Here is a 22,651-nt window from a genome sequence, read left to right as displayed (position 1 = left end):
GGTCAGGCGCCCCGGTGGGCGCCGACCGCGCCCGGGTCGCCCAGCACGGTGTCGAGCCGGCCGTCGCGGTCACTGTCCACGTAGGTGATGTCCGGGACCCCGTCGCCGTCCACGTCGATCTGGACGATGTCGGCGACGCCGTCGCCGTCGAGATCGGTGACCACCTCCACCGAACCGTCCAGATGCCGGGTCACGATGGACTGTGCCCCGGCGGCGCGCGGCGGCGGCCCGGGCGACGGTGCCGGCGTCGGCGCCGGGGCGGGCGCCGGTGTGGGGCGGGGGCCGGGCGTGGGCGACGGATGGCTCGCCTCGGCCGGCGGCGCGCTGGCCTGCTCGATCCCGCTGCCGGTCGGGTCCAGCTCCTCCTCGCAGGGGAAGACGTCGCCCCGTGGGGCCGGATCGCGGTAGCTGCTCATGGGCGTAGGGTTCCCCGACGATGGCGAGAACAACCGTGCCCGATCGTCCGGTGTCCGTGGCGCCCGGTCTGTCGGAGGATGCGGGGACCGACGCCACGGTCATGAACGGGGGTCCGAGCGTGGAACTGCGCCGGAGTCGGGGCGCCCTGGTGCTCGCCCTGGTCTGCGTACTCGGTGGGGTGGTTCTGCTGGCCCTGCCCCGCGACGGGGCGCTGCTACGGACGATCATCGCGGTCGGTGCCATCGCCCTCGGTGTCGTCGCGCTGGTCAGCGCGTTGCGGCCGTTCCGGTTCGGGATCGGCGCGGACGGGCTCACCATCCGCCGGCCCGGCCTGCGCCGGTCGATCCGGTGGGCCGAGGTCGACGCCGTGGTCCTCGACGAGCCGCCCCGGCGCGACGGCCGTCCGGAGCCGCCCCGGCTGCTGCTGGTGCCCGCGCCGGACGTGCCGCTCGAGCCGGTGACCGCCCGCCATCCGATCGACGGCCGGCCCGCCATCGAGTTGCTCGTCCTCGACCAGGTCCGCGAGCAACCCGAGCAGGTGTCGGCCGCGCTCACCCGCTACGCCGGCGACCGTTTCGTGGATCTGCCCGCGTTGCGCCGCGCCGCCTTCGCCGACCCGGACCTCCCCACCGGCCTGCGCGGCTACCGGATGGACCAGGTCGACCGGTTGATCCGGCGCGGCCAGGACGCCCTGGTGTCCGGCGACGCGCAGACCCGGCAGGCGGCGCGCGGCGAGATCGAACGCCTCCGCGCCGCCGGCCTGCCGGTCGCCCAGCGGGGGTACGGCACGCTGGCGACCGAGGCCGCTCTGGACGCCCTCGTCGCCGCGTTGGCCGACCACCAGTCCAACGATCGGGAGACCGCCACATGATCGCGCAAGACCGAAGCGGCCAGCCGGCCGTGGACGTGCCACGCCGCAACTGGGCCGGCAACGTGCGCTACTCCGCGCGGGCGTTCCACCGGCCCACGTCCACCGACGAGCTGCGCCGGCTCGTCGCCGGCAGCGACCGGATCCGGGCGGTCGGCACCGGGCACTCCTTCAACCGCTTCGGCGACACCGACGGCGACCTCGTCACCCTGGCCGGTCTGCCCCCGCGGATCGAGGTGGACCCGGAGCGCGGGCGGGTCACCGTCGCCGGCGCGCTGCGCTACGGCGACGTTGCCCGACACCTGCACACCCAGGGGTACGCGCTGGCGAACCTCGCCTCGCTGCCGCACATCTCGGTGGCCGGCGCGGTGGCCACCGCCACCCACGGCTCCGGCCAGACCCACGGCAACCTGGCGACCTCCGTCGCCGCGCTGGAGCTGGTCACCGCCGACGGCGAGCTGCTCCGGGTGGACCGCGACACCGACGGGGACACGTTCGCCGGCATGGTGGTCGGGCTCGGCGCGCTCGGCCTGGTCACCCGGGTCACCCTGGACGTGGTGCCGACCTTCGAGCTGCGCCAGTACGTCCGCCTCGACCTGGCCCGCGAGGCGCTGGACGAGGCGCTCGGCTCGGCGTACAGCGTGAGTGTCTTCACCGACTGGCGTACGCCGCGACTGCGGGAGGTGTGGCGCAAGCAGGTGGTGGACCAGCCGCCGCCGGAGGCGGACTGGTTGGGCACCACGGCCGCGAACGAGCCCCGGCACCCGGTGCTCGGGATGCCGGCGGAGAACTGCACCCCGCAGCTCGGCGCGCCGGGCCCGTGGCACGAACGACTGCCGCACTTCAAGCTCGGCTTCACCCCGAGCAGCGGCGACGAACTCCAGTCCGAGTACCACCTGCCCCGCTCGGCGGCGATCGAGGCGCTGGCCGCGTTGGACGACGTGGCGCACCTGATCGCCGAGGTGTTGCAGGTGTGTGAGCTGCGGACGGTCGCGGCGGACGAGCTGTGGCTCAGCCCGAACCACCGGCGGGACAGCTTCGTCGTGCACTTCACCTGGATCGACGACGCCACCGCGGTGCTGCCGGTCCTGGCCGCCGTCGAGGAGCGCCTGGCACCGTTCGCGCCCCGCCCGCACTGGGGCAAGGTCTTCGTCACCGACCCGGCGGAGCTGGCCGCCCGCTACCCGAGGTACGACGACGCCAGTGCCCTGCTGACCCACCTGGACCCGACCGGGAAGTTCCGCACCGACCTGCTGGACCGCTACTTTCCGCGCTGACCGGCCGGGGTGCGCAGGGTGCCGCGCTGGACGGCGCGGCTGATGTCGCTGGGGGAGACGATGCCGGCCAGACGGCCGTCGTCGTCCACCACGAGGGCGCGGCCGTCGGCGCACTCGCTGAGCCGGGGGAGCAGGTCGTTGAGCTGTTCACCGGGACGGGCGAGGACCAGTTGGTCGGCCCGGCACGCCACCTCGGCCAGGCTGGTCGACGCCCGCCGGTCGGCCGGTACGCCCCGCACCCGGTCCAGGGTGACCAGGCCGGTCGGCCGGCCCTCCTCGGTCAGGGGCAGTGCCGAATGCCGGTACGCGAACAGGTAGTGGTCGACGAAGTCGGCCACCGTCATCTCCGCCGACGCGGTCTGCGGCTGCGGCGTCATCACCTCGCCGACCCGGATGCCCCGCAACGCGCTGCCGGTGCGGGCCTGCCGCTCCTCCATCCCGGCGGCGCCGATCAGGAACCAGCCGATCAGCGCCAGCCAGAGCCCACCGAACCCGACCCCGGACAGGAACTGCCACAGCCCGAGGCCGATCAGCAGCACCCCCAGCACCCAACCGGCGCGGGCCGCGACCACGGACGCCCGAGTCCGGTCACCGGTGGCCTTCCAGACGGCGGCGCGCAGCAACCGACCGCCGTCCAGCGGCGCGGCCGGCAGTACGTTGAAGACGGCCAGCAGCACGTTGATGCCGGCCAGCCACGCCACCGCCCCGAAGAGCAGCCCGCCGGGCCCGACCAGCGCCAACAGCACCGCGATGGCACCGAAGAACGCCCCGATCAGCAGACTGACCAGCGGGCCGACGCCGGCGATCCGCAGCTCCGCGCCCGGGTCGCGCGGCTCGCCCCGCAGCTCGGCCACCCCGCCGAACAACCACAGCGTGATGCCGTCGACCTCCAGCCCGTTGCGCTTCGCCACCACCGCGTGCGACACCTCGTGGGCGAGCAGACCGACGAAGAAGACCACCGCCGCGGCCAGGCCCGCGAGGGCGTACGCCACCGGTGACCGATCGGGGTACGAGCGGGGGAACTGGTTGGCGGCCAGCCCCCACGCGATCAGCGCGAAGATGACCAGAACGCTCCAGTTGACCCCGATCGGCACACCTGCGATCCGGCCAAGCCGGAAACTCGCCCTCATCCCCGGCTCTTACCCCTCGTTAGCCTGCCCATGCCAGTCGACGAGGCGGCGTCTTGGTGGATGTGATCGGTTGGCCGTGCCGAGCGAACATCTGCGCAAGTTCCGTCCGACCGCGCTCCACCACCCTTAGCAGCGGCCCGGGTTTGACGGTGTCCGGCAACGGCGTGTCGGTCGTCAGGTCTCGAACGGAGATAGGGCGGCACAACCACCGGTGCAGCGCCCGTCGATCGACGGCAGCCTTCTCCCGGTCGCCTAACTTCCAGACATCCGTCTTGTACGGGGTGCTGTCGGTTCCCAGTGCGGCAAGCAGACCGGAATGGCGTACCAGACAGGGGTAACAGGTCCCGCAGTGGTAGTGCTCGGCACCCGGTCGGTTCCGAGGTGGGTGCCCACAGCTGATGGTGGCGTGGGTGAGGGTCGCCGGGGCCAGACCAGCGTCCAGGGCCTGCTGGCAAACCTCTCCCTTGGTCAGGTTCAGGTACGGGTTGACGACGGTCACCCCGCCACCGAGAGCGTCGATCAACGAGTTGAGCAGGTGCAGTGTCCCGGGATGTACAGATTTCGTGGAGCAGGCGGCTACCCGGGCCGGTGTGAGCGGGGGATTGACGGCGAGCTGCCCGTTCTCCGGTACGACCACCTGTGGCACCCCGTGGGCGGCAGCGAGGTAGATGGCGGTGGCGAGATAGAGCAGCCCGCGGGTACGCGCAGATTTTTCCAGCTTCCTGGTGAGACGGACCTGCTGCGACGCCTTGAGCTGCTCGATGTCGCGACAGGCCGAGCTCTCGATCGCGTTGAGAGTCTGGTCCTGCTGGCTGGCCCACTGGGGTTCGAAATAGGAGACGAGCAGGAGGGGGCCGGCCGCGACCTTGGCGCGCTCTGCTGCCCAGGCGGTGGAATCGAGCCCTCCGGAGAACAGGGCCACCTCTCCTACCTCGGGATAGGTGGTCCGGCGGCGCAATCGCGCAGCGACAGCTTGTCGGCCAGGTACACGGCTCGGGCGATCTGCAGCAGGTCCTGCGCCCAGTCCGGGCGGTCCTGGGGCACCTCGGCCAATGTCTGCAAACGCTGGTCGGCGTGCTCAAGCAGCGGCCATCCGATGGTCTCCCGCTTCCGATCGGTGGACACTCCGCCCCGGGCTGCGTAGTGATACGCGAAGCTTGCCCGGCTCACGCCGCCAGCTCCAGCCCGCTGTTGCCGAGCCCTAGGGCTTCAGTCACGGTGGTGGTCAGCAGGTCCTTGGCGACGTCGGCGAGCCGTGGTGGCTCGGGCCCACGGTCGACCGCTTCGGCGCAGGGGTTGGGCAGGACCCTGACGACCTGATCGGCAACGAAGCCAGCCACCACATCGGTCGGGTCGAGGATGACCAGCGCCGGCACGGCGATCTTGACGTTCTCCGCGATGAGAATGTGTACGAACTCGCCGACCACCTCACCGAAGAACGCCCGATACAACGCGCAGAACAGCTCGCCGGTGACCGGCTTTGGGCGGCCAGGATCGACGAGCGGTCCGTCCTGCGTCACGAGGTGTTCCGCGACGCGTCGCGCGGCCCGGCGGACGGCGGCGTCCACGATGAGTTGCCCATCGCCGGCGACCTGGCCGACGAACCGCCGGACGACCTCGTCGGCGTCATCCCCCGCGGCCAAGTCCCCCACCAGCGAAAGATCCGCTCGCCCGAGGTCATCGAGCAGCTCAATCAGCCGTCCGCCGGCCTGCTCGGCTGCCGCACGAATGCCGAACGCCTCCGGATCTGCGTTCAGGGCGTCTCGCAACGCTCGCTGGTACTGGGCCGCGATCGCCTCGGCGCGCTGTTGGTCATGCCGGAGTAGCTGGTCAGGACGGCTGGTGGCGTCAGGCGTCCAGGTGCGCAGGCGGCTTTTGGCGGCAGTCCAGCTGCCGTTCTTCGGACCTGATAGACGGGTCGAGGTGCCCATGGCGACCTCCCGGAGGGGTTGGGAAGGACGTCGAGCGAAGTCTATTGATACAGACGGTGTTTGGCTAGCTGCACTAAGTGCGCGGAGCGGTGGTCTCCGCTGATCAGGCGTCGAAACGGTAAAGTGCGCAGACTGAGCCGGAACATCGACGGCCGGGGTGGAAGGATCGGCGGATGCGGGAGGATTCACCGCGCTGGGAGGAGATCAACTCCAGCTCGTATGTCTGGGAGCAGGACGGGCTGCGCGAGTTGGCCGGCTACCTGCCCGACACCGACCCGTTCCACGTCTGGACGAACGTCGAGTTCGTCGGCGCCGACGGCTCGATCAACGAGGTCGATGCCCTGGTGCTGACGCCGAGCGGTCTCTACGTCCTGGAGTTGAAGCACTGGCAGGGCGAGATTCGCGGTGACGGTACCCAGTGGGTTCGGCGGGCGCCGAACTCCCGGCTCATCCCCGAGGACAATCCGTACATCCTGGCCAACCGGAAGGCGAAGCGGCTGGCCAGCCTCATTCGCTACTACGCCAAGCAACACGGGCGGCAGCGTGAGACGCCCTACGTCGGTGCTGCGGTGTTCCTCCACGCGCGGGCGATGCGAGCTGACCTCGACGCGATCGGCAGTCAACACATCTACGGGCTGGAGGGTCACGACTCCGGCCTGCCCGGTTTGAAGAAGCTGTTGTTGGCCGTGCCCCGTAATCCCGATCACCTGGTGGACGAGGCGCGTGGGCGGGAGATCGTCGAGCTGGTGCGCGGCGCGAAGATCCGGCCGTCGGTGGCGGACCGCAAGGTCGGCCAACTGCTGCTGCATCCGAAGCCGTTCGCGGAGGGCCTCGGCTGGCAGGATTTCCTCGCCGGCCACACGCTGGACGCCTCGCTCGTGCGTCGGGTGCGGTTCTACCTGACCAGTCGGGCTGCCGAGCACGAGGTGCCGGCGATCCGCAAGGCGGCGGAGCGGGAGTTCCGCCTCCTGCAGGGCATCCACCATCCGGGAGTGGCCCGGGCGCACGACCTGGTCGAGCATTCGTGGGGGCCGGCGGTCGTCTTCGACCACCAGCAGGAGTGGGTACGCCTCGACCAGTGGCTGCTCCGGCGCGGCGACGCGTTGACGTTGGCCCAGCGGCTGCAGCTGGTGCAGGATCTCGCCGAGATCATCGACTACGCGCACTCTCGCCGACTGGCTCACCGGGCGCTCTCACCTCGGGCGATCTATGTCGGCGATCCGGACGGGTCGCGCCCGACACTGGTGGTCACCGACTGGCAGACCGGCGGTCGGTTGGCCGCCACGACTCAACTGACCCGTCTCGGCACCTCGAGCGACCCAGCCAGCCTGGAGCTGTTCTTCGATGACGAGGTCCGTCGTTATCAGGCGCCGGAGGCCGAGAACGCCACCCGAATGCCGGGCCACCAGCTCGACGTGTTCTCGCTCGGAGCGCTGGCGTACCGGATCTTCGCCGGGGCTGCGCCGGCCGCTACGCCGGAGGAGTTGGTTAACGCGGTTCGGGACAGCGGCCTGCACCTGGACGCCGCAGTCGATGGTATGCCTGACATTTTGGTCAAGCTGGTCTACGACGCGACCCGGGGCGACCCGGGCCACCGGTTATCCAGCGTTTCCCGTTTCCGCAGTGATGTGGAAGAGGTCTGGGAGAAGCTGACCGCACCGGAGCCAGAGCCGGTGACCGACCCGCTTTCGGCCCACCGGGGTGACGTGCTCGACGGCGGCTTGGAGGTCAGGGACCGCCTCGGTTCCGGTGCCACCGCGGTGGCCCTCCTGGTCGCCAGGGAGGGGGAGTCGCGCCCGCTCGTGTTGAAGGTGGCCCGCGACGAACAGCACGAGGAACGGCTGACCGCTGAGGCCCGTACCCTCGGGGGTTTGAAGCATCCCCAGGTGGCGGCGCTGGTCAAGGGGCCGGTGCGGGTCGGTGGCCGGACCGCGCTGCTGATGGAGAGCGCCGGGGCGCGCACCCTCGCCGAGGAGTTGCGTGGCGGTCGGTTGGCGCTGGACCTGCTGGAGCGGTATGGGCGGGACCTCCTCGACATCGTCAACTATCTCGACGGGCAGGGCGTCTGGCACCGTGACCTGAAGCCCGCCAACCTGGCGGCCCGGCCCCGCCCGAAGGACAAGCAGCCGCACCTGTGCGTCTTCGACTTCTCGCTGTCGTCGAGCCCGGCCGACCAGATTGGCGCGGGCACCGTCGGCTATCTCGACCCGTTTCTCGGCCCGCCGCGGCGGATGCGCTACGACGCGGCGGCGGAGCGGTTCGCGGCGGCCGTCGTCCTCTACGAGATGGCGACGGGCACCCTGCCCCGATGGGGCGACAATGCCAACCCGGTGGTGGTCAGCGATGAGGTGACCCTCGATCCGGCGGCGTTCGACCCGGCCGTGGCCGACCGGCTTGTGGAGTTCTTCCGCCGGTCGCTGGCCAGGGACGCGGCGGTCCGGTTCGACACGGTCGACGAGATGACCGATGCCTGGCGGGCCATCTTCCAGCAGATCCCGCAACCGGCCGTGACGCCGGTCGGGCCGCTGCCTGCGGTGGTGGGGTTGACCCGTGAGTCACCGCTGGAGGTGACGGAGCTGACCGCGCGGGCCCGCTCGGCGCTGGAACGGCTGGGCATGCACACCGTCGGTGACCTGCTGGACGCCGAGCCATCGGAGCTGACCAGGGCCAAGGGGGTGCCGGACGCCACCCGTAAGGAGATCCTTGCCCAGGCACGCACGCTGCGGGCGGTGCTGCCCGGCGACAGCGAGCCGACTCCCACCGAGGAGCAGCCGCTGGCACAGGGCGTCGAGGCGCTCTGTGTGACCCTGCTGCCGGCCACCACGTCACGCAACCACCGGACGGTGGCCGTGCTGCTCGGGCAGGCGCCCGCCGACGATGGCACATTCCTGTGCTGGCCGGCTCAGAGCGAGGCAGCGCGAGCCACCGGCCGGAGTCAGCCGCAGATATCCAAGCTGTTGAGCGCGCAGGCCAAGACGTGGTTGGGTAACCCCGCACTGGAGGCGGTACGCAACGAACTCGTGGCGTTGCTCGACGCCCGCGGCGCGGTGATGTCCGCCGAGGAGCTGGCCCAGTCGTTGATCGCGGCCCGCGGTTCCTACACTGCCGCGCCGAAGCGGTTGCCGCAGGCGGTCGGGCTGGTCCGCGCTGCCGTCGAGGCTGAGCTGAGCACCGGCGGGGACGCCCGGTTGGCCATCCAGCGGTTCCGTACCTCCAGCACCGTCCTGGTCGGTCGGGAGCCGGACGATCCGGCGTCCGACGTCACCGCCGCTGACTTCCTCGGGTACGTGGTGGCGCTGGGCGGCCGAGCCGTCGAGTTGGCTGACGCTGACCCGCTGCCGACCCGGCAGCGCGCTGTCGAGGAGCTACGCCGGCTGCCCTCGCCGGCCGGCATGCCTGCGGTAGCCGACCTGCGCTTGTTGCAACTCGCCGCGATCGGGAGCAACGACCGGGTCGACGTCAATGCGCAGGGGCAGCTCTACCCGGTGGGCATGTCGGCGGAGCGCGCGCTGCGGCTGTCGGTCGGTGGCCTGATCGGCCAGCGGCTCGGGCCGCAGCAGATCCGTGACCGGGTGCAGAGCCGCTTTCCCCGGGCGGAGCGGGTGCCGGACCGCCCCGCCCTGACTGACCTGCTCGCGGCGGCCGAGGTGCCGCTGACCTGGCACGCACAGGACCGGGTGTACGGGCCGGTGAGCATGCCCGCCTCGGTGACCGGCACCCGAATGGCCACCACGCACGCGCCTTTGCTTGGGCCTACCGCCACCGATGAGGTGGCCCAGAAAATCGCCTCGGCCATCGAGCGGCGGTCTTTCCTCGCGGTGCTGGCGCCATGGCGGCGGCTCGGCCCAGCCCGGCGGGCACTGCTGGCCCGGCTGCCGGTGGCCGAGGTGGATGTCACGGCGATCCTGCTGGAGCGCTTGCGTTCGCTGGGCTTTCCGTGGGAGGCGATCGTGGCGGCGGACAACGGCTCGGCTTTGGATGCCGACTTCCGCAGCCTCGTGGATCTGGTCCGACACCAGGTGGTGCCGGCCGTCAACGAAGCAATCGCCGCAGCCGACCGACCGGTGTTGATCACCGAGGCGGCGCCGCTGGCCCGGTACGGGCAGCTCGGGCTGCTCCAGGAGTTGGCCGATCCGACCAGGTCTCGACCGGCGGCCCGACTGCTGCTGGTGCCGGCCCGTCGACCTGACCCGGCGATGCTGGACGGGGTGCAGTTGCCGCTTACGTCACTGGCCAGCCAGTCGTTGTGGCTCGCCGACGACTGGATCGAGTCGTCCGCCAGCGAAGGGATTGAGTCGTGGCGAAGCTCGCCCTGAGCCCGGCCGAGGCCGCGCTCTATGAGCTTGTCGGCACCCGGGCGTTCGTGCGGGCACGCCAGTTGCTCGAGCACGGGGAACTGCTGGACATCCAGTGGGATCCGGAAACCGGTCAGGCGCACGGTCGGCTCGACGGCAGCGCAACCGGCCGGGTGGCGGCGACGGTGCTGTTGGACACCCGACGGCATGGTCGAGGCGTTGGATGGCTCCTGCGGGTGCGGGCAGGCCGGGTGTGCGCACCTTGTCGCCCTGGTGCTCGCGACACTCATTGCGGTCGAGCCCCGGAAACCCCGCCCGGTGCGGCAAACGGCGAGTTGGGAGCGGGCGGTCTCCGCACTGGTCCGGGACGTCGCCCCGCCGCCGGCTGTGCCGGAGTCGGAGCCACCCGGTCTCGGCCTGCAGTTCGACGTTGTCTCCCAGGGCTCGGACGGCGGCGCGGGATTCCAGGTCGACCTACGGCCGGTGCTGCCGGGCCGCACCGGCTGGGTGCGATCTGGAATCAGCTGGTCAACGTTGAGCTACGCCTACTTCGGCCGGTCGGGGCAGACCGAGCGGCACCGTCGACTGCTCGTCGAGATCGCCCGACTGGGGAGTACGGGCAACGACCCCTACCACTACTACGACGGCCATCGGCGGGCGTTCGCGCTGCACGAGTTCGCCAGCCGGCGAATCTGGGACCTGCTGGCCGAGGCGGACGAGGCTGGGCTGCCACTGGTGCAGGCCGGTAAGCGTGCCGGGCCGGTCGTGCTGGGTCGTCCGGCCCGGCTCTCGGTCCAGGTCGATCGGGCTGATGGAGAGCTGGTGCTGGCACCGACGCTGTCGGCCGGTGGCGCCCCGATCCCCGTGTCACGCGTACTCCTCGTCGGCGAGCCGGCGCACGGCCTCGCCGGGTTGGCGGAGCTCAGCGGGCCGGACGCCCGAGCCGGCGTACCGGCGCTCTGGTTGGCGCCGCTGGCCGGGACGTTGCAGCCGGGAATGCTACGGGCGCTCGGCGGGCCGGCCATCCGGATTCCGGCTGCCGAGGAGCAGCAGTTCTTCGACCGTTTCTATCCGGAGTTGCTCCGCCAGGTCGAGGTGTTCGCCGCCGATCCGGCCGTTCAGCTTCCGACGGTAGGGCCGGCCACCCTGACCGCGACAGCGAGCCCCGAGCCCGACCAGCGTCTCCGGGTGGCCTGGGAGTGGCATCGTGTCGTCGGGGGCCGACGCCATCCCGAGCCGCTGCGGGACGGGATGTCTGCCGTCACGGATGAACGCCGCGCGGAGCTCCTGCGGCAGGTCGTCGACCTGGTCGCCAAGCCGGTGCCCGAGCTCCTGGAGCCGTCGTCGACCGGGCCTCGACTGGCAGCCTCGGCGAGCCTCTCCGGTGACGCCCTGATCCGGTTCGTCAGTGACGTCCTTCCGCGACTGGCCGAGCTGGACGGTGTCGAGCTGGTCACCCCACCGGACGGCGCGCTCGACGACTACCAGGAGACGTACGCCGCGCCCACCATCACCTTCGCCGACGGCGGTGAGCCCGGCGAGCATGACTGGTTCGACCTGTCGGTGATGGCGTTGCAGGCGCGTAAGGCGGAGCTGTTCAGCAGCGTCCTGGACGGTGGTGAGTTCGCTTCCGCGCAGTTCACCGCCGCCGACATCAAGAGCCTGCTGGAGTGAGCGGTGCCGGCCGGCGATGGGCTCAGTCGGCGGTGCCGGCGGGAACGACCCAGGCGGTGGGCTGCCCGGTGATCGCGGTGATCAGGTCGAAGTCGCCGTCGTAGTGCAGGACGGTGACTCCGTGTCGTTCGGCGGTTGCGGCGATCAGCAGATCCGCCATGGGCAGGGCCCGGTGGTTGCCCTTGTGCAACGCCTGTACCTGGACGTCGACCGCCCGGTCCCAGACCTCGTCGGGCATTGCCAGCCAGCGGAATCCGCCCATCAGCCACCGGGCACGCTGGGCGTCCTTCGCAGTGCGGGCACTGTGGATGACTTCGATCTCGACCGCGCCGCACACCGCGAGCAGCCCTCGATCGGACAGCTCGCCGAGCACCGGAGCCACACTGCGCTTGGGCCAGCGGGCGAGGGCTGACTTGTCCAGCAGATAGTGCTCGTGACTCACGCTGCGTCCGGCTCGGCCGTCTCGACGGGACCCGTCAGATCGGGAAGCCCTCCGCTCTTGAGCCAGTCGGCGAACTGTCGCCGCTTCTCCCGGTCGACGACAGCCTTGAGGGCGGCGTTGACTGTTGCCTTCTTCGTCGTGGTGCCAAGGATCTTGCCGGCCTCGGCGAGTAGTTCGTCATCAACATCAAGGATCGTCCGGCTCACGGGTGCCTCCTCAGGTGGGCGATCATCGCCGATGATATCAATCCGGCACGTCTTTGATATCAGGGTTCGCTGACTCGCCATGCTGAGAGTCGCCTGGCCGGTCGCACATTGGGCAGCCGAGGCGTGCTGTCACTCCAAAGCGTGGACCGGAATAGTCCGAACCGGCCGGTGTGTCTCGGATCCTGGATCCGGACCGTGTAGTCCAGGCTGGAGGACGCTCGGAGCGTCCAGAATGGCCATCCGGAGGGCACCTGTGTCGTCACTGAATGTGGTAAAAATCTAGGAATGTCGCTGCGCAAGATCGTGCTGGAGAACTACCGCTGCTTCCGCGACCGGCAGGATATCGAGCTGGCGCCGGTCACGGTGGTCCTCGGCAAGAACAACTCCGGCAAGAGCGTGCTGACCCGTGCCCCGCTGGTCATCGGGACGGGCTTCGACACCACCAGCACCGCTCCACTCGACCTGGATCGCCTGGTGCCACAGCCGGTGGACGGCTTTCCCGATCTGATCTTCGAGCAGAGCCCGCACGGCAAGTTCTCGCTCGGGTTCACGATGGACGGGCCGAACCCCTTCGAGATGGCGGCCACGATCCGCTACGTCGACGAGGACCGCCGCGCCTACGTCTCCAACCTGCACCTTGCGAGCCAGGGCGACACCATCGACTTCGAGCTGCTACCGACGATCGAGACGACCGAGCACGGCGTCGTCTATGAGGTCAGTTCGAAGGTCCACCCCCGTGCGGTCACCCGGCCGGTGGTCTTCAACGGCCTGTTACCAAGGGTGGAGGACGTCGCTGAGCTGTGGCCGTTCGGCGACCGGCGGATCTCGTTGGGGCCGATCCGGTTCCTCAGCGCCTACCGCGACCGGCCGGAGCGCCAGCACCGGCTGCCGCTGGGCACTCCGCGTGCCGTCGGTGAACAGGGCCAGGGCACCTCCGGCATCCTCGCGCACGACCAGGCACGGGGCGATGGCGAACTGCTGGACAGGGTCAACAAGCGGCTCGCGAAGATCGTGCCGGGCTGGCGCATCGAGGAGATCGAGGCGGGTCCGCTCTGGTCGACGGTGTTGACCCGAAAGGGCAGCGGCGTCCGGGTCAACCTGGCCGACGCCGGCACCGGCCTGTCGCAGGTCCTGCCGATCCTGGTGCAGTGCGCCATGGACGAGCGGCGTGGCTCGCAGTCGGCCTCGGCCTTGCAGATCATCGAGGAGCCGGAGATGCACCTGCACCCTGGTGCCCATGCCGAGCTGGCTGATCTCTACCTGAGCACGGCGCAGGCCACCGGCACCCGATTCCTGATCGAAACGCACAGCGAAACCCTGTTACTGCGGTTGCGGCGGCGGATCGCCGAGCGAAAATACCCAGCGGACATGCTCGCCATCTATGTCGTGGAGCAGGTCGACGGGGTGTCGGTGATCCGTCGGGTCGGGGTCGACGAGTTGGGTGATCTCGGCGACGAATGGCCAGAGGGCTACTTCTCGCAGGACTACAACGAGGTGCGGGCGCTCGCCTCCGCCCAGCTCAACCGGAGTGGCTATGCATCTTGACATCCAGGCGGACGTGTTCCACTCGGGCGACCAGCTCACCGTGGCCAAGCTGCTCGACTTGGCGATGACGGGGCGGCACCGGTGGCGGCCCGATCGCGCGGTCGCGGAGAGTGCGGCACGGTTCGCGGAGACGCTGCCGTTCAAGGCGGTGAAGACCTTCGTGGAGCACGCATTGGTCGAGGCGTACAAACCGGCGGCCCAGCCAGCTACAGCTACGGCCGTGATCAGCTCGGCGCAGCTCAAGAACCTTGTCGAGGACCTTGGCCGGCCGGCCGTGCTGGTCGTCGAGGACGAGATCACGGAGGAGTGCTTCCTGCTGGCCGCAGCCGAGGCGTTCGGGGAGACCGACATCGTGCAGGCGCTGCACAACCACTGGTTGAGGTTCAGCCACGCCGGCGGCAAGGACCGGATGGTGCAGTTCGTCGAGCGGCGACGCCGTGAGTTTTCGGTGCTGATCCGAGTGGCGGCCCTGATGGACAGCGACCGCAAAAGCGCCGGCCACCGGACCAAGAACGTCACCTACGCCCTGCAGATCCGCGCCCTTGACGGAGGCAGCGAGGTGCACCTGTGGCACTGCCGCGAGTTGGAGAACTACGTGCCGTCCCGGGTGTGGGAGGAAGCCTTCATGGACCGAGCCCCAGCCGAGCGGGACGCCAAACTGGCGAGCCTTCGGGGTATGCCGCACGATGCCCGGCACTACCTCGATGTCAAGGAGCACTTCGGCGGCAAGATGCCGAAGCCACTGATCCCACCGCAAGTGCGGCTCACCGAGCAGGACTTCGACGAGCTCGGCCCCGTCGCCGTGGCGGACCTGCGGGAGCTGCTGGCCATGATTCGTCGGATTCTGTAGGACACTGACGCTCATGCGCACCGACCAGGCCGAGATCCGACCGGACCCGACGATCGCGCTCGTCGGCGACCTGCTGACCGACATCGGCAAGGGGACGATCCGGGTGCCGGCGTTCCAGCGGCCATTCGTCTGGCGGCCGGCGCAGATGTTGGAGCTCTTCGACAGCATCGAACGCGGCTACCCGATCGGCAGCCTGCTGCTCTGGCAGACCGACCTGCCGATCCCTTCGCTGGAGCGGATCGGTGGCCTGTCGATCCCGCCGCCACCGACGGCGGGGCAGCAGATCTCCTACCTTCTCGACGGCCACCAGCGGGTCTCCACCCTCTTCGGGGTGTTGAACCGACCCCCACGCCGGGGTCCGGCCGAGGACGACGGAGAGTGGATCTGGCAGGTCTATCGCGATTTGCGCGCCGACCAGGCCGGCTCCGAGCGCTACCGGCACCATCGCTCGGGTCGTTGGTCACCGCACCTGTTGCCGCTGGCAGCGGTGATGCGCACCCGGGACTTCCTCGGGCACTTCCGCGAGGTCGAGCTTGCCACCCGGGACGTCGACCAGGTCGACATGCTCATCCGCGAGGCCGAGGCGGTCGTGCAGCGGATCAAGAGCTACAAACTCACCGTCGTACGTCTGCAGGGCGCGAGCCTCGACCAGGCGGTCAACGTCTACGCCCGGCTCAACCGCACCGGCACCCGGATGGACCCGGACCAGATGGTCTCGGCGCTGACCTACCGGGAGGAACAGCCGTCCCTCGCCAGCCGCATCGACGACATCGTCAGCTCGATCGCCGAGTCCGGCTTCGGCGAGCTGCCCCGACTCGCGGTCTTCCGCTCGCTGCTGGCGATCGCCGGCGAGTCGGACATCATGTCGCCGCGCTGGAGCCTGGTCGCCGACTACGTGCAGAACCGGCTGCACGACGACTTGCCACACACCGGTCGGGCGGTGGGACTGGCGGCGGAGTTCCTGCGTAACGGCGTCGGAATGCCGCACGCCCGCTTCCTGCCGTACTCGCATCAGTTGGTCTTGCTGGCGATGTTCTTCCACACCTGCCGAGAGCCGAGCGGCCGGCACTATGACGGGCTGCGGCGATGGTTCTGGGTGACCTCGTGGTCGAGCGCGTTCGCCGGGGCGACCTCGACCATGCTGCGCCGGGCGCTGGCCGAGATGCGGCGGTTCGCCACCGACGAGGCTGACCTGCCGCTGGACGTGGCCGCTGTGCAGCCGATGCCGGAGTCGTTCAACCTCAACAGCGCGCGGACGAAGGCATACGTGATCTGGGAGGCGGTGGAGTTTCCCCGGCGCCTGGACATGCTCGGCCAGCCCTTCGAGATGGCGAACGTGCTTGCGACGGCGGACAACCAGATCTTCCGGCACGTGGTGCCGCGCGACCCTCGCCCAGCGAATCGCCTGATCTTCCCGACCACACCGAACACCAGCGTCCTCGCAGGTCTCAAGGGGCTCGACCTACCCGTCGGGCCGGGTCTCTTCGACGGCAACCCCGAGCTGCGTCGGCTGGTGGGCCAGTCGCAGACCGAGCAGATCCTGGAGAGCCACGGGATCCCCCTCAAGGCGTGGCGGCGGCTCTGCGACGGGGGCAACGGTGGGCAGATTTTCGTCGAGGACCGCACCGAGCTGCTGGAGCGGCGGCTCCGCGCCTTCGCCGACCATTTGGACGTGCCGGTAGGTGGTCAGGTCGCTGGTGTGGCCGACGACGATTCAGAGTAGTGGCAGCCGGGGTGACAGACCTTAGGATCTAGCGGTGATCGAGCTGAAGGCGTTGCAAGCGCAGGTCAGGACCCTGGTGGACGATCTGCGCCGGCAGGTCGCGGAGGCCCCGGGCCTGCGAGCTGAGCTGCGCCAGGAGTACGCGGCGGCGAAGGACGCCCAGCGCGTCGGCGGCAGCTTCGAAACGTGGCTCGACGACGTGCTCGACCAGGCAGCAGTAGCCTGGGTGCTCGGCTGCGTGTTCGTCCGATTCTGCGAGGACAACGCGCTGGTCGAGAAGCTCTGGATCGGCGGCGCCGACCCGGCCGCGCCGGCCGAACGGGCCGTGCAGCACCGGCAGGCGTACCTGATCGCCAACCCCCGGCACAACGACCGGCACTGGCTGCGGGAGGCCTTCGGCTACCTGGCCGAGCTGAAGGCCACCGGCAAGATCTTCGACAGAAAGCACAACCCGCTGTGGCGCTTCGACATCTCCGGCCCGGCAGCCGAGGAACTGAGCGACTTCTTCCGGCGCGGCGCGGGCGCTGTCTCGCTGCGCCGCGACGACCTGAACACCCGGTTCCTGGGCGACCTCTATCAGGACATGTCGACGCACGCGAAGAAGACGTACGCGCTGTTGCAAACCCCGGAGTTCGTGGAGGAGTTCATCCTCGACCGCACCTTCGAGCCTGCGGTCAAGGAGTTCGGTCTCGCCGCGACCAGCGTCATCGACCCGACCTGCGGTTCTGGGCACTTCCTGCTCGGCGCGTTCCACCGCCTGGTGGGTAAGTGGCGGGACCGGGAGCCAGCCACCGACGTGAAGGTGCTCGTCGAACGGGCGCTCGGCCAGGTGACCGGCGTCGACATCAACGCCTTCGCGGTGGCCATCGCCCGGTTCCGGCTGCTGATCGCCGCGATGAAGGTGTGCGGGCTGACCAAGCTGGAACGCACGCCGGCGTTTCCGGTTAGAGTGGCGACTGGCGACTCGCTGCTGCCGTGGGGGGCGTTCAGCTCCCGAGCGCAGGGCGACCTGCTCGCCGAAATTGAGGGCAAGGCGATCTTCGCGTACGAGAGCGAAGACGCCGACCTGCTCAAGGACTACCTAGCCGAAAACCAGTACACAGTTGTGGTGGGTAACCCGCCCTACATCACCGTCGCGGACAGCGCCCGCAATGGCCTCTACCGCGAGATCTACAAGACCGTCTGTTACCGGCAATACGCGCTGACCGTACCCTTTGCGAAGCGTTTCTTTGATTTGGCCAAGTGGTCAGACGAGCACGGCGAGGGCGCTGGGCACGTTGGCCAAATCACCGGAAATTCATTCATGAAGCGCGAGTTCGGTAAGCATCTGATCGAAAAGTACTTTGCGCACGAGGTTGAATTGACGGAGGTGATCGACACCTCCGGTGCCTACATTCCTGGCCATGGCACTCCCACAGTAATCCTAATTGGTCGGCCCAACAGTCGCCGCCGTTCCGGCACTGTCCGGGCGGTACTCGGTATTCGAGGCGAACCGTCTCAACCTGCGTTCGCCGCCAAAGGTCTAGTGTGGACAGCTGTCGTTGAACAGGTGGCTGTTCCAGGTTCCGAGTCGGATTGGGTTACTGTCTCCGACCTCCCCCGTAGGCAGCTAGCCAATTTCCCGTGGAGTCTTGCCGGCGCAGGTGCCATCGACGTCAAAAGATTCGTTGAGGAGAACTCGTCAGGCAAGCTTGGTTCGATGGTCGAAGTTATTGGGCTTGTAGCCGAAACCCGGGCCGACGACGCTTATTTGATTGGGCGCTCGATGGCTCGCAGGCTGCGGGGCGATACGCAAATTGCGCCATTCATTACTGGCACTGCAATTAGAGACTATGTGGCAGATGAAGGTGACAGTGTCGTATTTCCATACGACCTCAATGGCTCGCCTGTTGCGGGCCCGGCTGGGTTAAGGCTGCTTTGGAGGTATCGACTCCCGCTAAAGGCGCGTCGCGCACTCTCTGGAACTCAGGAGGAGCGCGGCCTGGCCTGGTTTGAATATTCGGATTTCCACCCAGCAAGGTGGGTGGCGCCTATGAAAATATCATTTTCGTTCGTTTCTACACATAACCGGTTTATATTGAATCGTGGCGGAGATATTTTCAATCGCGCCGCGCCGGTTATTTTGCTTCCTGAAGGCGCGGGTGAAGCTGAATACTTGGGGCTCCTTGGGGCTCTTAACAGCTCGACTTCCTGCTTTTGGCTCAAACAGGTCTGTCATGACAAGGGCATTCGTGGCCAGGGTGGTGGTTTCACGAGCGATGACTGGGAGCACTTTTATGATTTCACGGGGACTAAGGTAAATGAATTTCCGCTGCCTTCGGCGTACCCGTTGGGCCGGGCTCGGGAACTTGATGGGCTGGCGCAGCGGCTCAGTAGCTTGACCCCGGCGGCGGTGGCCGCTTCGGGGGTGCCGAGCCGGCAGTGGCTCGCGGAGGCTGAGACGGAGTACCACTCGGTGCGGGCGCGGATGATCGCGTTGCAGGAGGAGTTGGACTGGGAGGTCTACCGGCTCTACGGGCTGATCGACGAGGATCTGACCTGTCCCGATCCGCCGGAGCTGAAGCTGGGGGAGCGGGCCTTCGAGATCGTGCTGCACACCAGCGGGGCGCAGACCGAATGGTTCAACCGGCACGGGTCGAAGCCGATCGACCGGCCGCAGCCGCATTGGCCGGCGGAGTACCGGTCCCTCGTGGAGCGGCGGATCGCCACCATCGAATCCAACCGGCACATTGGGCTGATTGAGCGGCCGGAGTGCAAGCGGCGCTGGTCCACCGACGGGTGGGAGAAGATGCATTCGGCCGCGCTGCGGGAGTGGCTGCTCGATCGGTTGGAGTCCGCGGAGCTGTGGGCGGGGCAGCCGAAGCCACTGTCGGTGGCGCAGCTCGCCGATCGGGTCAGTGGGGATCAGGATTTCCGGGCGGTGCTGGATTTGTGGGTTGGGCACGACAGTTACGACCTGACGCGCACGCTGGGGCAGTTGCTCGCCGACGAGCATGTGCCGTACCTGCCGGCGCAGCGTTACAAGCCGGCCGGGCTGCGCAAGCGCGCGCAGTGGGAGCGGACCTGGGCGTTGCAGCGTCGGGAGGACGCGGGGGAGAAGGTCACCATCGAGGTGCCGCCGAAGTACACGTCGGCGGACTTCGCCCGGCCGTCGTATTGGAAGGCGCGCGGGAAGCTCGACGTGCCGAAGGAGCGGTTCATCTCGTACCCGCAGGCGGGGCGGGACAACGACGGCAGCGAGCTGCTCGGCTGGGCCGGGTGGGACCACCTGGCGCAGGCGCAGGCGCTCGCCACCGTCTACCTCGACCGGAAGACGCAGGAGGCGTGGCCGGCGCACCGGCTGCTGCCCCTGCTTGCCGGGCTGGTCGAGATCGAGCCGTGGCTGCATCAGTGGCACTCGGGTGAGCAGCCCGGGTTCCCCGGATCACCGGCCGAGTTCTTCACCGACTTCATCAACGCCGAGCTGGCCCAGCTCAGCTCCGACCGCTCCGCGCTGGCGCTGCTGCGGGGTGTGCCAGAGCTGCCCTGAGATCCGGAGCGGGCAACCTTGACGGCCGGGGTTGCCGAACATATGTTCGGGCGATGGGCGATGGGCGATGGGCGATGGGCGATGGGCGATGGGCGATGGGCGATGGGCGATGGGCGATGGGCGATGGGCGATGGGCGATGGGCGATGCAGGGCGTTCGCAAGGTAGAGATATGCCCGTTCTAGGTGATTCCTAGTAGTTGTAGGGATCGGCGGGTTTCGGCTGTCCTTTCATAGGGCTGGCGCGATGGATGCGACGCCGGCCAGGCGGAGCAGGCTGATCGCGGTGTTGCGCAGGGTGGTCAAAAGGGCATCAGTCTAGACATCTGCATGATCGCCAGAAGGCCGCGCTCTTCTACGTACCCACCAAAACCGGCGTGACTATCACATAACCGAATATCCGGTCATAGCTCGATCTTGCGAATGCCCTGCGCTTGACCGCGAATTCCCGCAGGTCAGCCGGCACTCAAGCGACTACTCAATAGCGTGTGCCACGAACGAGGAATGGTGATCGCAATGTAGGAGCGATTTCAGGAATCGATGCTGTGCAGAAGATGAAGGTTTGGCCCTTCGGAGTCGCCTTTCGGGAGGAGGCTTCAAACCACCACATGCTGCGTTGGCTGAAACCTTGCGAACGCCCTGAACTCAGGGGTGGAAGGAATGCGTCAGGCGCTTCCGCACTTCCTCGAACTGGACGACTACCTCGATGAGCAGGCCATCTCGGCCACGACCTGACCGCGGCTATGCGGTCTCGATGGCGACCGCCTGCTGGCGGTAGCCGGCTGTACAGCAGCCTGCCGCACCATCGTCCACGCGGACATCACGATGATCGAGATGGCTGCATTCGTTGCAACAACCGTGTTTCAAAACAAGCTCCATAGTGGTCCGGAGTGTGTCCGATCGTCGGCGTCTTGGGGTCGCGCAAGCAAGATCGGTGAGCCAAGATCTTCAGGCATACCGCCGGGGCCGTGGGCGCATCACGGCCTGAATGTTCGCCCCGAAATCGCGGTATTTCCCGGAGTGCCAGGCGTCGATCGGGTCGCCCTTCACGCTCGAGGTGGTCTCGGCCAGGCGGTCGGTGTCGAACAGTTTCCCGTCGAGGATGACGTGCGACCAGCCGTCGGCGGCGACCCGCGCCAACGCGTCGTGCAGGGTGGGTGTCTGCGCCGCCAGGACCCGCACGGCCTCGGCGACGCACCGGTACGCAGTCGCCCTCGACACCCCGAACCCGGCCCCGATGATGGTCTTGTCCTCACCCTTGCGGAACCACACCAACACCAAAAGCGCCTGGTAGAAGCAGGTCAACGCCCACGCGCCCGCCCGGGTACCCAACGCCCGGCGCTCGGCGCGCAACAGCCGCGCCACGTGCTGCACGAGTTCCCTGGGGACGTCGAGCAGAATAGGTGATCACGTGGAGCCCTCTCGGAGACTGATCTTGTCGCAAAGACCTGTCTACCGATGGCTCCACGCCCACATCCAGCACTGTCCGCCATGGACGCAATGCCCGTGTCGTCCCGATCCGCGCTCCCGTCCTTGTTGAGATCACCTCACTGGGTCACCTGGCACTGAACCCGGGGTCGATCTCTCGCGTTCCATAGTAGGGCCTCAAAATTTTCGGCCGAAGGGCCCCTGTCCGCAATCTCGCCAGAAAGGACTATGCAGATGGCCCGAATCAATGACCCGAATCGAACTCGACATCTAGTCGATTATGCCTATAGTCATGTGCGGAGAAAGGTGAAGGAGGGGGATGACCAATTCCTGATTTATCTGGCTCGCCATGCCGTACGTGTAGCCGGCGCCAACGAGAGGGAAGAGGCTAGGATTACGGGGCTCAACAGAGAGGATCTGGTATTCGATAGAGAAATCAGCCAAAAGACGAGCAACCTCCTACAGGATGTTCTTTACATAGAGGCTTTTATATATGAACAAGCTTCGCGGCGACCTTACTGGATCAGGCCTGATTCAGTCATTGGCTCCCTGCACGCGGAATTCGTTCGTCTTCGTGAGGAGCGGCAGCCCGGCCCGTCCGGTCCCTCGCAGGCGGCTCCTAGGGGCGCGTACTCACCTGCCCCCTTCGCCGCATTAACGAGTGCACCTACCCAGTCCGGCATGTCCCGGGTTTCGGCACCACCTCCGGGTGGCTTCCTGCCGCCGGCCAACCCTTCACAGGGAAATGGAAGCGCACTCAATCGCGGTCGATAGTCAGTGTCCCGGTCGGGGTCCGGTGACGGCAACGAATACCTACTGCTGACCTCGATTCGTCAGAGGGGTCTTGTCCTCCGGTAGGGTTTTCGGCTTGACCGTTTTGTCCCCTAGGGTGTGGCGTGGGGCGTCGTCTGTCACGACGGTGGTGCCGGGTCTCCGATCCCGGGACAGGGCTGTTGCGTTCTCGTTCGGCGAGCCGGTGAGCTGGGATGATGCCGGGTGATTGGCCTATGTGGAGGCGGTTGAAGCGGGTGAAGCCCTCAGGGTGATCATGGAGTTTCTCTAGGACTGCACGACACCGAGGACTCCACCCGCAGATGTCATCATCCCTGATCTCCGTACTGACTGTGACAACCCCCAGCGGTGAGACGCCGTCACCGCCGATCACCGAGGGTGAACGTCGTGGGCTCCTGGACGCTGTCAGCGTGATCCCGGACCCGCGTAATCCGCACGGAGTGCGGTATCCACTGGCCGCGTTGCTGACCGTCGCGGTCTGCGCGGTCCTGGCCGGCGCCTCGTCGTTCGCCGCGATCGCCGACTGGCTGTACGACCTGGACGAGGC

17 protein-coding genes are annotated in these 22,651 nt (G+C 68.1%); 9 read left to right on the top strand and 8 right to left on the bottom strand.

The features are described 5' to 3' along the window. Positions 1-2: 2 nt before the first annotated feature. On the bottom strand, positions 3-416 hold the full coding sequence (locus AB0H52_RS27405; protein WP_357951067.1) for a hypothetical protein: 414 nt from the start codon (positions 414-416) through the stop codon (positions 3-5). A gap of 119 nt (positions 417-535) precedes the next feature. Between AB0H52_RS27405 and AB0H52_RS27400 the strand changes: the two genes are divergently transcribed. Next, positions 536-1,288 carry a hypothetical protein gene (locus tag AB0H52_RS27400; protein ID WP_357951064.1) on the top strand — a complete coding sequence of 251 codons (753 nt, stop codon included), beginning with the start codon at positions 536-538 and terminating at the stop codon, positions 1,286-1,288. Beyond that, complete coding sequence (locus tag AB0H52_RS27395) at positions 1,285-2,562, top strand: FAD-binding protein (RefSeq protein WP_357951061.1); 1,278 nt, start codon at positions 1,285-1,287, stop codon at positions 2,560-2,562. Before AB0H52_RS27400 ends, AB0H52_RS27395 begins: the two co-directional genes overlap by 4 nt. Here the strand turns inward: AB0H52_RS27395 and AB0H52_RS27390 are convergent. The 4 genes from AB0H52_RS27390 to AB0H52_RS27375 are packed head-to-tail and all read right to left on the bottom strand — an operon-like array spanning position 2,547 to position 5,623. After that, a complete protein-coding gene (locus tag AB0H52_RS27390) occupies positions 2,547-3,692 on the bottom strand; it encodes a site-2 protease family protein (protein ID WP_357951058.1) in 1,146 nt (381 codons plus the stop codon). The two genes, AB0H52_RS27395 and AB0H52_RS27390, sit on opposite strands and share 16 nt — an antisense overlap. A gap of 19 nt (positions 3,693-3,711) precedes the next feature. Beyond that, positions 3,712-4,614: a 7-cyano-7-deazaguanine synthase gene (locus AB0H52_RS27385; protein ID WP_357951054.1), complete on the bottom strand. Its 903-nt coding sequence runs from the start codon at positions 4,612-4,614 to the stop codon at positions 3,712-3,714. Between the two features lie 5 nt (positions 4,615-4,619). After that, positions 4,620-4,862 (bottom strand): hypothetical protein, encoded by a 243-nt coding sequence (locus AB0H52_RS27380; RefSeq protein WP_192580133.1) that lies wholly within the window; start codon positions 4,860-4,862, stop codon positions 4,620-4,622. After that, on the bottom strand, positions 4,859-5,623 hold the full coding sequence (locus tag AB0H52_RS27375) for a hypothetical protein (RefSeq protein WP_151488346.1): 765 nt from the start codon (positions 5,621-5,623) through the stop codon (positions 4,859-4,861). Before AB0H52_RS27375 ends, AB0H52_RS27380 begins: the two co-directional genes overlap by 4 nt. 173 nt (positions 5,624-5,796) lie before the next feature. On the opposite strand from AB0H52_RS27375, the gene pglW reads away from it, so the two are divergent. Together pglW and AB0H52_RS27365 are read left to right on the top strand one after the other, a co-directional pair. Further along, positions 5,797-9,939 carry a BREX system serine/threonine kinase PglW gene (pglW, locus tag AB0H52_RS27370; RefSeq protein ID WP_357951050.1) on the top strand — a complete coding sequence of 1,381 codons (4,143 nt, stop codon included), beginning with the start codon at positions 5,797-5,799 and terminating at the stop codon, positions 9,937-9,939. Between the two features lie 297 nt (positions 9,940-10,236). Next, on the top strand, positions 10,237-11,592 hold the full coding sequence (locus tag AB0H52_RS27365; protein ID WP_357951047.1) for a hypothetical protein: 1,356 nt from the start codon (positions 10,237-10,239) through the stop codon (positions 11,590-11,592). Between the two features lie 22 nt (positions 11,593-11,614). Here AB0H52_RS27365 and AB0H52_RS27360 read toward each other — a convergent pair whose 3' ends face one another. Beyond that, positions 11,615-12,034, bottom strand: coding sequence for a PIN domain nuclease (locus AB0H52_RS27360; protein ID WP_357951045.1), 420 nt, complete (start codon positions 12,032-12,034; stop codon positions 11,615-11,617). Next, a complete protein-coding gene (locus AB0H52_RS27355; RefSeq protein ID WP_357951042.1) occupies positions 12,031-12,240 on the bottom strand; it encodes a type II toxin-antitoxin system VapB family antitoxin in 210 nt (69 codons plus the stop codon). Before AB0H52_RS27355 ends, AB0H52_RS27360 begins: the two co-directional genes overlap by 4 nt. A 285-nt stretch (positions 12,241-12,525) precedes the next feature. Here AB0H52_RS27355 and AB0H52_RS27350 point away from each other — a divergent pair, with 285 nt between their 5' ends. From AB0H52_RS27350 to pglX, 4 genes are read left to right on the top strand one after another with little or no spacing between them, the layout of a single operon-like run. Next, positions 12,526-13,785 (top strand): AAA family ATPase, encoded by a 1,260-nt coding sequence (locus AB0H52_RS27350; protein WP_357951039.1) that lies wholly within the window; start codon positions 12,526-12,528, stop codon positions 13,783-13,785. Then, positions 13,775-14,635 (top strand): hypothetical protein, encoded by an 861-nt coding sequence (locus tag AB0H52_RS27345; protein WP_357951036.1) that lies wholly within the window; start codon positions 13,775-13,777, stop codon positions 14,633-14,635. Before AB0H52_RS27350 ends, AB0H52_RS27345 begins: the two co-directional genes overlap by 11 nt. A 13-nt stretch (positions 14,636-14,648) precedes the next feature. Then, on the top strand, positions 14,649-16,358 hold the full coding sequence (locus AB0H52_RS27340; protein WP_357951033.1) for a DUF262 domain-containing protein: 1,710 nt from the start codon (positions 14,649-14,651) through the stop codon (positions 16,356-16,358). 34 nt (positions 16,359-16,392) lie between these two features. Beyond that, a complete protein-coding gene (pglX, locus tag AB0H52_RS27335; RefSeq protein WP_357951030.1) occupies positions 16,393-19,887 on the top strand; it encodes a BREX-2 system adenine-specific DNA-methyltransferase PglX in 3,495 nt (1,164 codons plus the stop codon). A 945-nt stretch (positions 19,888-20,832) separates the two neighbouring features. Here the strand turns inward: pglX and AB0H52_RS27330 are convergent. After that, positions 20,833-21,258, bottom strand: coding sequence for a transposase family protein (locus tag AB0H52_RS27330; protein WP_357951027.1), 426 nt, complete (start codon positions 21,256-21,258; stop codon positions 20,833-20,835). A gap of 1,178 nt (positions 21,259-22,436) precedes the next feature. Here AB0H52_RS27330 and AB0H52_RS27325 point away from each other — a divergent pair. Beyond that, the coding region (locus AB0H52_RS27325) for a transposase family protein (RefSeq protein WP_357951024.1) at positions 22,437-22,651 on the top strand (215 nt) is incomplete at its 3' end.

Source organism: Micromonospora sp. NPDC050695 (assembly GCF_040654415.1).
Classification (GTDB): domain Bacteria; phylum Actinomycetota; class Actinomycetes; order Mycobacteriales; family Micromonosporaceae; genus Micromonospora.
The sequence above is the reverse complement of the archived record's forward strand: the minus strand, read 5'-3'. Positions and strand labels throughout refer to the sequence as shown.